At 67.3% G+C, this 13,779-nt stretch carries 9 protein-coding genes; 3 read left to right on the top strand and 6 right to left on the bottom strand.

From position 1 onward, the window contains the following. Positions 1-19 precede the first annotated feature (19 nt). Positions 20-1,390 carry an MFS transporter gene (locus ACH82I_RS07445; protein ID WP_413336511.1) on the bottom strand — a complete coding sequence of 457 codons (1,371 nt, stop codon included), beginning with the start codon at positions 1,388-1,390 and terminating at the stop codon, positions 20-22. 168 nt (positions 1,391-1,558) lie between these two features. On the opposite strand from ACH82I_RS07445, the gene ACH82I_RS07450 reads away from it, so the two are divergent. Further along, complete coding sequence (locus tag ACH82I_RS07450; protein WP_413336512.1) at positions 1,559-2,461, top strand: LysR family transcriptional regulator; 903 nt, start codon at positions 1,559-1,561, stop codon at positions 2,459-2,461. Between the two features lie 61 nt (positions 2,462-2,522). On the opposite strand, the gene ACH82I_RS07455 is transcribed toward ACH82I_RS07450, so the two are convergent. The 4 genes from ACH82I_RS07455 to ACH82I_RS07470 all read right to left on the bottom strand — a co-directional run bounded on the left by ACH82I_RS07455 (position 2,523) and on the right by ACH82I_RS07470 (position 7,331). Then, positions 2,523-3,938: an aldehyde dehydrogenase family protein gene (locus ACH82I_RS07455; protein WP_413336513.1), complete on the bottom strand. Its 1,416-nt coding sequence runs from the start codon at positions 3,936-3,938 to the stop codon at positions 2,523-2,525. Positions 3,939-4,029: 91 nt separating this feature from the next. Continuing rightward, entirely contained in the window at positions 4,030-5,529 is a 1,500-nt protein-coding gene (locus ACH82I_RS07460) for an APC family permease (protein WP_413336514.1), read from the bottom strand. Positions 5,530-5,638: 109 nt separating this feature from the next. Continuing rightward, positions 5,639-6,667, bottom strand: coding sequence for a helix-turn-helix domain-containing protein (locus ACH82I_RS07465; RefSeq protein ID WP_413336515.1), 1,029 nt, complete (start codon positions 6,665-6,667; stop codon positions 5,639-5,641). A 34-nt stretch (positions 6,668-6,701) separates the two neighbouring features. Continuing rightward, positions 6,702-7,331: a TetR/AcrR family transcriptional regulator gene (locus tag ACH82I_RS07470; RefSeq protein ID WP_413336516.1), complete on the bottom strand. Its 630-nt coding sequence runs from the start codon at positions 7,329-7,331 to the stop codon at positions 6,702-6,704. A 101-nt stretch (positions 7,332-7,432) separates the two neighbouring features. Here ACH82I_RS07470 and ACH82I_RS07475 point away from each other — a divergent pair, with 101 nt between their 5' ends. Together ACH82I_RS07475 and ACH82I_RS07480 are read left to right on the top strand one after the other, a co-directional pair. Further along, the gene (locus ACH82I_RS07475) at positions 7,433-9,382 is read left to right on the top strand and encodes a primary-amine oxidase (protein ID WP_413336517.1); all 1,950 of its coding nucleotides are present in this window, start codon (positions 7,433-7,435) and stop codon (positions 9,380-9,382) included. Between the two features lie 195 nt (positions 9,383-9,577). Further along, positions 9,578-11,200 carry a GMC family oxidoreductase gene (locus ACH82I_RS07480; RefSeq protein ID WP_413336518.1) on the top strand — a complete coding sequence of 541 codons (1,623 nt, stop codon included), beginning with the start codon at positions 9,578-9,580 and terminating at the stop codon, positions 11,198-11,200. Between the two features lie 115 nt (positions 11,201-11,315). Here ACH82I_RS07480 and ACH82I_RS07485 read toward each other — a convergent pair whose 3' ends face one another. Next, positions 11,316-13,679 (bottom strand): transketolase-like TK C-terminal-containing protein, encoded by a 2,364-nt coding sequence (locus tag ACH82I_RS07485; RefSeq protein WP_413336745.1) that lies wholly within the window; start codon positions 13,677-13,679, stop codon positions 11,316-11,318. Between the last annotated feature and the right edge of the window lie 100 nt (positions 13,680-13,779).

The following is a 13,779-nucleotide window of genomic DNA, read 5'->3' on the forward strand; positions in this document are numbered from 1 at the left end:
TTCTCTTCTGGGGTGGTCGTCAGCGGCTGACGCTGGGTTTCGGCTCCGCCTCGGCGAGGTGGCCCGGTTCTCCTTCACGGCCCGTCCACGCCTTTGCCCGCAGGAGCAGAGACATGCACACCGCGGAGATGAGGACGTAGCCGAGGCCGAGGCCGACGACGACCCAGATCGAACCGGTCGCGCCCAGCAGAGCCTGGCTGAGGAACGGGGCGGTGCCGGCGAACAGTGCCGTCGAGACCTGATAGGCCACGGAGATGCCGGTGTAGCGGATGGTCGTCGGGAACAGCTGGGCGAGCACCCCGGCCAGGGCTGCGTAATACATGGCGTGCGGGGCGGTGGCCAGCACCATGCCGAGCATTGCGAGTCCGTAGCTGCCGGTCTGGATGAGCACGAACATCAGCGGCAGCAGCACGAGCTCGGGCAGAAGCATGATGAGGATCGCCTTGCGGGCGTCGATCTTCGAGGCGAGGATTGCGCCGAATGGCTGCACGATCACCTGCGCGATCAGGGCCACGGTGATGACCTGCAGGAACTCTGTGCGCCCGAATCCGAGGTCGGTCGTCGCCCAGGACAGGGCGAAGGTGGTCTTGACGTAGGTGATCGCGACTCCCGTCACCACCGCTCCGATGGCCAGAGACACGACCTTCCAATGATCGCGGAGCAGTTCGACCAGAGGAGTGCGCTGCTGCGGTTCCTTCTGGGTCGCCGCGATCATCTCCGGCGATTCGGTGATCTTGAGTCGGATGTAGAGACCGACGATGATGAGCACTGCCGAAGCGAGGAACGGGATCCGCCAGCCCCAGTCGCCGAAGTTCTCCGCACTCATGTAGGTCAGACCGAGGAAGGCGACCGTGGCGAGGAGGTTGCCCACCGGTGAGCCCTGCTGGGCGAAGGCACCGTAGAGGATCTTCTTCCCCGGTGGCGCGAATTCGGTGGCGATGAGGACCGCTCCGCCCCATTCGCCGCCCATGGCCACGCCCTGGATGATCCGCAGGGCCACGAGGAGGATCGGTGCCATGAAGCCGATCTGCTCATAGGTGGGCAGGAGGCCGACTCCGACTGTGGCCAGCCCCATGAGCATGAGGGTCGTGATGACGGTGTTCTTGCGACCGAACTTGTCACCGAAGTGGCCGAAGATGACGCCGCCGAGCGGGCGGGCGATGAAGCCGACGGCGAAGGTGGCGAAAGCGGCGAGCGTGCCCATTGCGGGGCTGACATCGGGGAAGAAAAGGGGCCCGAGGACGAGCGCCGAGGCGGTGCCGTAGATGTAGAAGTCGAACCATTCGATGGTGGTGCCGACGAAGGCGGCCACGCCTGCGCGACGTCCCTGCTTGGGGTCGATCGCCGCTGGAGTGGGCTCTGGGATCGACGCTGATCCGGTGCTGCTCATGTGTGGTCTCCCGAGGTGGAGGTGGGTGTGCTTCATTGCCGGAAGCCACTCTTCCACTTCCATTACCGGGTGTCCAAGACTTAATATCTAGGTGATCATTATCGATTCTTTATCAATTGGTCGACCCGTGCAATCGGTGCGGCCGGGCCGGCCACAGGAGGCGATCCGATGGAACTGCGACACCTCTCGGCATTCGTCGCTGTCGCCGAGGAACTCCACTTCGGACGCGCCGCCGAGAAGCTCCACATCGCCCAGCCGGCCCTGAGCCAGATGATCCGGGCCCTGGAGAAGGACCTCGGGGTGCCGCTGTTCGAACGCACCACTCGACGGGTCAGGCTGACCCCCTCGGGAGAGGCCCTGCTCGACCCTGCCCGCACCATCGGCGACCAGGTCGCGGGTGCCAGGCGCATCGCCCGAGCGGCCCAGGAGGGGACGGTCGGCCGGGTCAGGGTCGGCTTCGGCGGCACGAGCGGCTATTCGATCCTCTCGCTGCTCTCAAGAGAAGTCGCGGACCGCCATCCGGGCATCGGCCTCGAGCTCCACCCGCAGACCTACTCGGGCGAAGCCGCCCTGGCCGTTCGCGACGGAGAGATGGATCTCGCCGTGATCAGCCCTCCGGCTCCGGCCGGCGTGAATGTCCATGTCATCAGGCAGGAGACCGTCATGGCCGCGGTCCCGAGCACTCATCGGCTCGCCGAACGGGAACGCGTGTCGATGACCGAGCTCGCCGACGAACCTTTCATCTCCTACGCACCCTCCCATGGTTCTCAGGTGCGCGAAGTGATGATGCGCCTGGCCGACGAGGCCGGGTTCCTGCCCCGCATCGCCCAGGAAGCACCGGATCCCTACAGCCTGCTCGCGCTCGTCGGGGCGCAGGTCGGCATCGCGCTCGTCGTCGAATCCTCCGACCACATTCGCATCGACGGGGTCAGCTACGTTCCGCTCGCCGAGGGCACCGAGGCCTTCACCCTGGCCTTGGGCTGGCGGCACAACAACCCCTCCGAGGCACTGGCCCGAGTCCTCGACATCATCCGCGAGATCCTCCCCGAAGCCCCCCTGGCTGCTGCCTGACGGCGGCCCAGATACCTGGCGCGAGGTGGCTGGGCCGCCGTCAGGTAGCAGTTGGGGAGGGTTACCAGCTGATGACGTGGGGGACGCTGACCTGCTTGAGCCCTTCGAGACCGAACTCGAGACCGAAGCCGGACTTCTTCACTCCGCCGAAGGGCACACGCGGGTCGACGGCCCCGTGCTTGTTGATCCAGGTCGAGCCCGCCTGCAGACGGGCCGCCACGCTCTTACAGGCGTCGAGGTCGCTGCCCCACACCGAGGAGCCGAGTCCGACCTCGAGCTCATTGGCCCAGGCGATGGCTTGGTCGAGGTCGCTGTACCTGATGATCGGCAGGGCGGGCCCGAACTGCTCCTCGGCAACGAGCGGGTTGTCGTTGTCAATGTCGGCGACCAGGGTCGTCGGGTAGAAGTAGCCGGGCTGGTCGGCCACCGGGTCTCCCCCGGTGAGGACTCGGGCACCGGAGTCCTTCGCCGCCTGCACGAGTCGGGCGACGATGTCGTACTGCTGCTTGTTCTGCAGGGGACCGAGGACGTTCTCCTCCTTCAGCCCCACACCCATCGGAGACTGTGCGGCCACTTCGACGAGGGCGTCGCAGACCTGATCGTAGAGGGAATCGGGAACATAGAGGCGCTTCATCGCCGCACAGGTCTGGCCGGTGTTGATGAAGGCACCCCAGAACAGGTCGCCGGCGATCGCGGCCGGGTCGGCGTCCTCGAGCACGATCCCGGCATCGTTGCCGCCGAGTTCGAGTGTGATCCGAGCGAGCTTGTCCGCGGCGGTGCGCATGATCGCCTGACCCGTCTTCGTCGACCCGGTGAACATGATCTTGTCGACACCATCGTGGCTGGTCAGGGCCGCTCCGACGGCACCGTCGCCGGGGACGACGGTGAGTACATCGGCCGGCAGCACCTGGTTGACGACAGCGACGAGCGCCTGGACCGAGAGCGGCGTGTACTCCGAGGGTTTGAGGACGACGGTGTTGCCCATCTTCAATGACGGTGCGAACTGCCAGACGGAGATCATCATCGGCCAGTTCCATGGGCCGACCGCTCCGACGACGCCGACGGGATCGTAGTGGAGCTCGGCGTGGGTCTCACCGTCGTCGACGAGGACTTCGGGGTCGAGTTCGAAGGCGGCGTTGGCGCGCAGCCAGGCCGCACAGGCCCCGACCTCGAAGCGGGCATTGGGTCCGTTGAGCGGCTTGCCCTGTTCGCGGGAGAGCAGTTCGGCCAGCGCCTCGGCGGAGGCTTCGACGGCGTCGGCGGCCCTGTTCAGCAGGTCGCTGCGCTCCTGGGCTGAGCGGGCCGCCCAGTCGGGCTGGGCCGCGCGGGCGGCGGTCACGGCCGTGACGATGTCGGCGACGCTGCCTTCGCGGGTGCGTCCGACGAGTTCGCCGGTGGCGGGATCGTGGATTTCGCGACCGCTCGGGTCATCGACTGCCCTGCGCAAGGCCTCGGTGGTGGTGAGATCGGTGGTCATGTGGTCTCTCCTTCGCTGCACGTGATGGTGAAGTCGGGTTAGGGATGGAGTCGGGGTCGGGGTGGGATCGGAATCGGGGTGGGCGGGCTTCTCATCCCAGCGAACCACCCGAACCGATTCCTGCATAGAGTCCCGGTCTGCTCGAGCGCAGTCGCAGGGCCCAGATGGTGCCGATGACGCCGGGGATGAGGACGATGGCCGGCAGCAGCCAGGACAGCACCGAGGCGCCCTCGAGTCCGATGAGGACGTTGAAGTTCACAACGATGGCGATGAAGAGCGCGGCCAGTCCGATCGCGGCGAGCCCTGGTGCGATGGCCCGGGTCCACAGGGAGTATTCGTCGGCACGAGTGCGGAGGAAGCCGATCACCGCGAGCGCGGTCAGCGCCATGAGCAGGACGAGGCCGAAGGCGCCCATGTTCGTCAGCCACGTGAAGAGGGTGACGACGGGAAACAGCGGATCCTCAGTGCCGGAGCCGACGATGGCGAAGACGACGATGACGACGAGCGCGAGCCCCGATTGGGCGAGGGATCCGGCCACCGGGGCACCCGACCGGCGCGATGTCCGGGCGAGGAAGGTCGGCAGCACGCGGTCGCGACCGAGGGCGAAGAAGTAGCGGGCGACGATGTTGTGGAAGGCGACGAGAGCGGCCAGCAGAGAGGTGAGGAAGAGCAGGTTCGCGAGATCGACGAACCACACGGGGGCGTGCTCGCCGAGGAAGACGAACATGAGGTCGGGCCCGAACTCCTGGGACCGGCCGATGACGTTCGAGGCCCCTTCGCCGACGACCATGGCCCAGGCGGAGAAGGCGTAGAACACGGCGATGATGGACACCGCGATGATCGTCGCCCGGCCCGCGGTGCGCTTGGGGTCCTTGACCTCCTCGTTGTAGATGGCACCGGATTCGAAGCCCATGAAGGCCGCGATCGAGAACGCCAGGGCCGCACCGACGCCCGGAGCGAAGAGCTCCCCTGGCAGCAGGCCGGCCGCGCTCACACCGCCCGGACTGTGACCGAGCCCGATGATGTCGAAGACGATGACGACGAGGAATTCGGTGCCGACGATGACGCCGAGGACCTTGGCGGAGAAGTCGACCCTCGAGACGCCCATGATCCCGACGATGACCCAGGCGATGAGTGCGCAGATCCACCAGTTCACCTCGATCGCGAACAGCGAGTCGAGGAATGAGGAGAAGACGAATCCGAACATTCCGGCGATGCCGATCTGCATCGCGTTGTAGGCCACGAGCGCGGTCAGTGCCGCGCCCATGCCTACGGGTTTGCCCAGGCCTTTCGAGATGTAGGCGAAGAAGGCTCCCGCGTTGTGCACGTGACGGCTCATCGCCGCGTATCCGATGGCGAAGAGGATCAGCACGATGCCGAGGACGACGAAGGACAGCGGGATCCCGGTCAGTCCGGTGACCGCGAAGTTGCTCGGCACTCCCCCGGCGACGACGGTCAGCGGCGCCGAGGCGGCGATGATCATGAAGACGAGTGCCGGGGTGCCGATGCGGCGGGCATCGAGGCCCGCGGTCACCGTGGTGTCCGGAGTGGCCGCGCTGTCTGCGGCCGGTTCCGATCCGAGAATGCTCATGAGATCCACCTGACGTCTGTGTCTGTGCACTCAGCATGGCCCTGGGCGGGCCTCCGCGTCTTGGCTTTGCAGGCAGAGAGCTTGACGATCGGTGCGGGAAGAGCGCCGGTCAGCCTCGGCGGGTCGATCCTTCGGCGGTCATACGACGGAATTCCGCGGGCGGGCGACCCACGGCCGCACGGAAGAGGCGAGAGAAGTGGGCAGGGTCGCTCAGTCCCCAGCGGGCCCCGATCGCTGAGACGGGGACCTGGCGCTGCAGCGGGTCGGCGAGGTCCTGGCGGCAGCGGTCGATCCGGCGCCGGCGAATCTCCCCGGCGACGGTGTCCCCGCTGCCGGCGAAGATCTGGTGCAGGGTGCGCACCGACATGAAGTGGGCGGCCGCGATGGTCGATGGTGAGAGCCTGGGGTCGCCGAGGTTGGCCTCGATATGAGCGGTGATGTCCGACCACAGGCGGTGCCTCTCGTCCGCACCTTCGCCGGAGTCGGAGAGTTCGTCGGCCATCACGGTGGTGAGCAGGTCGACGACGTTGCCGGCCAGTCTGATGCCGACGGAGCGGCTGAGGGTTGGCAGCATCGCCCCGGCCTGGGTGATGATCTGGGTGGCGACGGCGCCGAGCTGGTGGTCGGCACCGATCGAGGTGGCGGTGAGCTGCCGGACGGTGTCGGTGGGCAGGTTGACCCGTGACTGCGGGAACATCATGACGTAGGAGGAGAAGTCGCAGTCGAAGCTGAGCGTATAGGGCCGGGAGGTGTCGTAGATCGCCAGCGATCCCGGGGCCAGGGACACCTCCCGACCGTCCTGGATGAGCAGTCCGTGCCCTTTGAGCTGGAGTGAGACCTTGTAGTAGTTCTGCGGTGGCGCCTTGCCGTCGGTGCCGCCGACACCTGCGGATATGAGCTCGGGGGTGCGCAGCACTGCGTGGGGATTGGCGGTGATGTGGGACATGACGACCGAGTCGTAGTCGCGGGCGCCGATGGTTCCGCGGAACCCGCCGCGGCGCTGGGGTTCGGTGTCCAAGGGCACGAACGAGTCCGAGACGAGTGACTGCCACCCGTCGAAGTCTGAGGCTGTGCTCTCGAGCAGCATCGACGTCCTCCACAGAAACGACCGACCGCCGACCTCTGCGTCGGCGATCACCTGGCGCTCACTCTAGCCGCAACCGTGCTGAGAGTCACGAGTTCGGCGCGGAATTACCGACCGATCGGTCATGTTCGGTCGAGATGCGGGAGAGAAGGAAGTCGAGCTGGGCTCGGAGGCCCGCGAAATCAACGACGTCCCCGCCGATGATCGCCGTCGTCTGGGCACCGAGGAGGTAGGTGAGCAGGACTTCGGCGCAGGGCTCGAACACCACCTCGGCGGCCAACCGACCGTCCTCGCTGGCCTGGCGCAGCCAGCCGAGGATCCACCCCCTCCACAGGGTCATGGTCCCCCGCGTCGAGCGGGCATGCTCGGGACTCTGCGCCACCTCGGCGAAGAAGGACAGGACGACCCTGGCCTCATCGTGGAGTTCGGGGGTGAGGGGGAGGACTTCGGAGGCAAATGCGCGCAGGGCGGGCAGGCCGCGCAGTCCGGCGGTTGTCAGTTCGACGCGCCGGTTCGTCGCCTCGAAGACGTAGAGGTAGGTGGCCGCGAGCAGTTCGGACTTCGAGGCGAAGTAGGACTTGATCGCACCATTGGCGAATCCCGCCTCCGCCGCGATGTCGCGCATCGTCGCCCCGGCCAGACCCTGGCGGACGATGATGCGCAGGGTCGCCCCGACGAGCTCGCTGCGACGCTGGTCGTGGTCGACGATCTTGGGCATGCGTCCTCCGTATCTCCGATGGCGGCACTCTTGACTTTATTTTCTACAAGCGTAGATTATTGCGTGAGTCAGAACACACATTACGTTGCAAAGGTGCACATATGTCCTGCCATTCCGGATCCGCCGAGGTGGCTGCTCCCACCGCTCTCACCGCGTTCTCCCTGCCCACCGAGTCCGAGATCGCGACCGTGACCGCGGCACTGCGGGAGGCGGGCGAGTTCCCCAAGACCGCACGCCTGGCCTATGTCGGTCTGCTCGATCCCGTCCGAGGTGCGGGTCGGGCCGAGCAGATCACCGCCGAGGCGGACCGCCGTTTCCGCGCCTTCGTCCTCGACAAGTCCGCCGGCACGGCGAAGGACATCATCGTCTCCGCCACACATTCCCGGCTGGTCTCCGTCGCCGAGGTGGACTCCACCGTCGAGGGCGAGTTCCCCGTCATGGAGGAGGAGTTCGAGGTCGTCGAGGCCGTCCTCGCCGCCGACCCGAGGTGGCAGGAGATCCTCGAGCGCCGCGGTCTGCCTCTCGACCAGGTGCGGGTGGCACCCCTGTCGGCCGGGGTCTTCGAGTACCCCGAGGAGTCGGGGCGGCGGATCCTGCGCGGTCTCGCCTTCCTCCAGCAGCACAAGTCCGATTCGGCGTGGGCGCACCCGATCGACGGCCTCGTCGCCTATGTCGATGTCACCAACCGGACCGTCGATCAGATCCTCGACCTCGAAGACGTGCCCGTCCCCGCCGAGCACGGCAACTACACGGATCCGGAGCTGACAGGGCCACCGCGCACAAGCCAGAAGCCGATCGAGATCACCCAACCCGAGGGCCCGAGCTTCAGAGTCACCGCGGGCAATCACATCGAGTGGGAGAAGTGGTCGCTCGACGTCGGCTTCGACATGCGCGAAGGCCTCATCCTCCACAACATCGCCTTCGATGACGGCGAGCGCCGACGCAGGATCCTCGATCGGGCGGCGATCGCGGAGATGGTCGTCCCGTACGGGGATCCCTCGCCCGTACGGTCCTGGCAGAACTACTTCGACACCGGTGAATACCTCGTCGGGCAGTGGGCGAATTCGCTCGAGCTCGGGTGCGACTGCCTCGGCGACATCACCTATCTCTCCCCCTGGGTGGCGAACAACCTCGGCGAGCCGCGGCAGATCAAGAACGGCATCTGCATGCACGAGGAGGACGCCTCGATCCTCGCCAAGCACTCGGACCTGTGGTCCGGGGTGGCCTACACCCGGCGCAATCGGCGCTTCGTGGTCTCGTTCTTCACCACGGTCGGCAACTACGACTACGGCTTCTACTGGTACCTCTACCTCGACGGGACGATCGAGTTCGAGGCCAAGGCGACCGGCGTCGTGTTCACCTCGGCGCTGCCGAACGGCTCGAGCGATTTCGCCTCGGAGATCGCACCCGGCCTCGGCGCTCCGTTCCATCAGCATCTCTTCGGGGCGCGTCTCGACTTCGCCCTCGACGGCGGCAGGTGCCGGGTCGAGGAAGAGGATGTCGTGCGCCTGCCGAGCTCGGCGGACAACCCGCGCGGGAATGCGTTCAGCCGGTCACGAACGGTGCTGGGCACGGAGCTGGCAGCCCAACGCGACGCCGACCAGTCCAAGGCTCGGACCTGGGTGGTCACGAACCCGAGCTCGAACAACCGCCTCGGCGAACCGGTCGGATACAAACTCCATCCCACAGGGCTGCCGACGCTGCTCGCGGCCGAGGATTCCTCGATCCACCGGCGGGCGACGTTCGCGTCGAAGGCACTGTGGGTGACGCAGTATCACGAGGACGAACGCTACCCGACGGGCGATTTCCCGAATCAGCACCCGGGGCATGCGGGGCTGCCGGCGTGGACGGCCGCCGATCGCAGCGTCGACGGTGAGGACATCGTCCTCTGGCACAGCTTCGGCCTCACCCACTTCCCGCGGGTCGAGGACTGGCCGATCATGCCTGTGGACACGGTCGGCTTCAAGCTGCGGCCGGAGGGCTTCTTCGACCGCTCCCCCGTCCTCGACGTCCCGGCCCCGGCCTCCGGCGGCCGCTGCTGCGACGCCTGACCCCTCCCACTGCTACCTGACGGGCGCCCAGCAACATGGCGCGAGGTTGCTGGGCCGCCGTCGGGTAGTTCTGAGAGTTCAACTGAGGCGGGGAATTGACGATGCGTGCGTGGGTGCGCGGCCTGGATTGGCGACGCGTGCGGATTTGCTGCCGATCCCTTTCGCTGCGGTGACCCGGCTCACTAGCCTGACGCCATGACCATCACAGACTCCGGCACCGTCGCCGAGGCGAGCGCCACCTTCCCCACCGCACTGCCCACCAAACACTTCGACTACATCGTCGTCGGCGCCGGATCCGCCGGGTGCGTGATCACCCGCCGACTCATCGATGCCGGGAAGACGGTGTGCCTGATCGAGGCCGGCGGGGATGAGACGAATCCGAACATCGACCATCTCAACAACCTCGGCCTGATCTGGCATTCGGCTCAGGATTGGGACTATTACACGGTTCCGCAGCCCGGCGCGATGAACCGGAAGATCCATCTGCCGCGCGGCAAGGTACTCGGCGGGTCGAATGCGCTCAACGCCGTGATCTGGGTCCGCGGCGACGCCTGGGACTACGAGCAGTGGGTCGACTCCGGGTGCCCCGGCTGGTCCTGGGATGAGGTGTCCCCGGTCTTCGCGGCCATCGAGAACTTCGACGGGGCGATCACGGAGACTCGCGGCACGGACGGCCCGATGGATGTGCGCATCGACTACCCGCGCAACCGACTCCAGGAGGACATGGTCGCCGCGGCCGAGCAGACCGGACTGGCCTACAACCCGGACTACAACTCCGGCTGCGTCGAAGGCGTCTCCCGGATCCAGCTCAACGTCCGGGACGGCAAGCGGCTGAACACGTGGCGCGCCTATCTCAAGCCCCGCCTCGGCGCCGACAATCTCACGATCCTCACCTCCGCGCACGCCCGCCGCCTGCTCATCGAGACCACACAGGTCACGGGCGTCGAGGTCGACTTCCGCGGTCGCACCGGTCAGATCAGCGCCGACGAGGTCATTCTCAGCTCGGGCGCCCTGGCGTCTCCCGAGCTGCTCCTGCGCTCGGGCATCGGCCCCGCCGAGGAGCTGCGTGAGGTCGAGGTCGAACCGGTCCACGATCTGCCCGGGGTGGGCAAGAACCTCCAGGATCACTGGCTCTCGCCCGTGGTCTTCGCCACCGGTGACACCGAGGTGCCGATGGGTGAGGTGGCACCGGCCGAGGTGCATCTGTTCTGGAAATCAGATCCGGAGCTTCCGGTCCCCGACACTCAGCCGCTCTTCTTCTCCGTGCCGATGTACGCCCAGGATTCGGCTCCCGCTGCCCAGATCGGGCCGGGACCCGGCGGTGCGTTCACGCTCCAGGGCGGACTCGTCCGACCCGAATCCCGCGGCGAGGTGACGCTGAGCGGACCGAATCCGCAGGACCCGATCATCATCGACCCGCACGTCCTATCCGAGCAGGCCGACGTCGACGCCCTCGTCGCCTCGGTGCGCCAGTGCCGGCAGATCGGTCGCGCGAAGGCCCTGGACTCGTGGCAGCCGGAAGAGATCTTCCCCGGCGCCGAGGTGGCCGATGAGGATCTCGAGGACTATGTCCGCGGGTCGGTGGTGACCTACCACCACCAGGTCGGGACCTGCCGGATGGGCCGGGACGAGACCGCGGTCGTCGACCCCGCCTCATTCAAGGTCCACGGACTCGAGGGGCTGCGCATCGCCGATGCCTCGATCATGCCGCTTGTGCCCACGGGCAATACGAACGCCCCGACGATCATGATCGCCGAACGTGCCGCGGCCGCCCTGGTCGGCTCCAGCGTCGAGGGGATCACCGCGCCCTGTCAGTGAGCGGTGCGGTCGCTGAACGGTGCAGTCATCCTCGCCCCTGCTACCTGACGGCGGCCCAGATACTTGGCGCGAGGTGGCTAGGCCGCCGTCAGGTAGCAGTGGGGAGGGTTAGGGCTCAGCCGCGCACCGCGTCGAGGGCCGCGAAGACGATCGAATCGGTGTCGATGCCGTGATGGCGGTAGACATCGTCGATGTCACCGGACTGCCCGAAGCTGCTGACCCCGAGGGCCACGTGCTCGACGCGGTTGATCGTGGCGAGGAACGACAGCGTGTGCGGGTGGCCGTCGAGGACGGTGACCAACGGGGCCGTACTCGAGGCCGGGAACACCTGGTCGAGGATCCACGAACTCTCGGCCGCCGAGGCGGTCCCCACCTCCCCGGCCGGCGCACGACGCTGCTTGGACTGCAGCGCCCGGTAGAGCAGTCCGGGACTCGTCACGCAGATGACTTCCGCAGGAACCCCGAGCTCCTCGAGACGGTCCGCGGCGGCGAGCACCTCGGTCATCAGCGCCCCCATTCCCACCAACCGCACGGCCGGACGCTCGGCCGACCGGATCCGATAGGCTCCGGCGACGGTCTGCTGACGGCGACGCTCACGGGCGGCGGGATCGGCGGGCACAGCCGCCAGCGACTGGTCGACCCCACGGGTGGACAGACGCAGGTAGGCCGACTCTCCGCCGGGCCTGCCCATCTGCGACATGGCGTGGAGCAGCGTCCACTCGACGTCCTGGGCGAACGCCGGTTCGTAGGTGAGCAGACCGGGCACCTCGAGCCCCGTCGAAGGGGTCGTGATCGACTGGTGGGCACCGCCCTCCGGGGCGAGCGTGACACCCGAAGGAGTCCCGACGAGGATCGACTGCCCACCGGCGTAGATGCCGAAGGTCCACGGCTCGAGCGCGCGATTGACGAACGGGTCGTACATCACGCCGATGGGAAACAGCGGTTCGCCCCACCGACTCCAAGTCGCACCGAGTTCGCCGAGGAGGCCGACGAGGTTGGTCTCGGCGATGCCGAGCTCCATGTGCTGCCCGGTCGCCGATTCGTTCCACTGCAGAATCGTCTCCGCATCGTCGGCGAACCAATTCCTCGCCGCGTCCGCGCTCCACACCCCGACCTTGTTGACCCATCCGCCGAGGTTGGTCGTCGAGGACACATCGGGGCTGACGGTGACGACCCGGCGGGCCGTCTCCGGGGACTGCCGGCTGAGGTCCATGAGGACCCGCCCGAGCGCCGCCTGTGACGAGGAGGTGCCTTTGTGTGACCTGCCGAGGTCCCGCGGCAGGTCCACCGCCGGGGCCGGCGCGAAGTCCGTGCGCTTGAGACGCCGGGCGGCCGCCGTGACGAGGCGTTCGGCGGGAGTTCCGGGTGTGAACCGGGCCCAGGGATGCTGCGGGTCTTGGCCGACCCGACTGGCCAGCTGGGCGTACTCGGCCTCGTCGATGAGCGCCGAGTGGTTCTGCGGATGCCCGGAGCTCGGCAGCCCGTATCCCTTGATCGTGTAGGCGATGATCACACTCGGTCGGGTGTCATCGATCCGTGCGAAGGCCTCGAGCAGCGTCGGAATGTCATGCCCGCCGAGGTTCCTGATCGCGGCCAGCAGCGTGTCGTCATCGAGGTCGTCAATGAGGGCGCGCAGGCTTCCCGCGTCCTCGCCCTCGCCGGGCAGACGCTCACGCAGCTGCGCGGGAGTGCAGCGCAGGATCCGCTGATATTCGGGGTTCGACATCGTGAGGATGCGGGTGCGCAGCGCCGTCCCGCCCTCCCGTAAGAACAGCTCCTCGAGCAGTCGTCCGAACTTGACCGGGATGACCTGCCAGCCGGCGGCGGCGAACATCGCTTCGATCCGCCCGGCCGCGATGTCGGGGACGATGCGGTCGAGTGACTGCCGGTTGAGGTCGACGATCCACACGATCTCGCCGAGGTGTTTGACCCCGGGATCGTTGACGGCTTCCCAGACGGCGCCTTCATCGAGTTCGGCATCGCCGACGAGCGAGTACTGACGGCCGGTGCCGATGGGCCGCAGGCCGGAGTCGACATAGCGGCGTGCGACGGCGCCCCAGATCGGAGCGGTCGCACCGATGCCGACGGAGCCAGTCGAATAGTCGGCCGGGACCGGGTCCTTGGTGCGGCTCGGGTAGCTTTGGAGACCGCCGAAGGCGCGCAGGCTCGTCATCTGCGTTTCGTCGAGGTCGCCGAAGAGATAGTTGATGGCGTGCCAGACGGGACCGGCGTGCGGTTTGATGCTCACGCGGTCCTCTGGCCCGAGCTCGTGGAACCACAGAGCGGTCATGATCGAGGCGATCGACGCACACGAGGCTTGGTGCCCGCCGACCTTGAGACCGCTCCGGTTGGGGCGGACGCGATTGGCATGGTGGATGATCGAGGTCGCCAGCCACAGGAGGCGATCGTGAATCTCCTCGAGTGCGGCGAGATCGGCGGGTGCGGTTGCGGGTGCGGCTGAGAGCTCCGGACGGGCGATGGCGGACACGGTTTCCTCCTCGAAACTGGCATGCTGGGCCCCGGGTTCGTGTGCAGGTCCAACGCGATGTGTCGCGCGTGGACCTGCACACCGAGGGCGG

This window comes from Brevibacterium sp. GP-SGM9 (assembly GCF_047300845.1).
Taxonomy (GTDB): domain Bacteria; phylum Actinomycetota; class Actinomycetes; order Actinomycetales; family Brevibacteriaceae; genus Brevibacterium.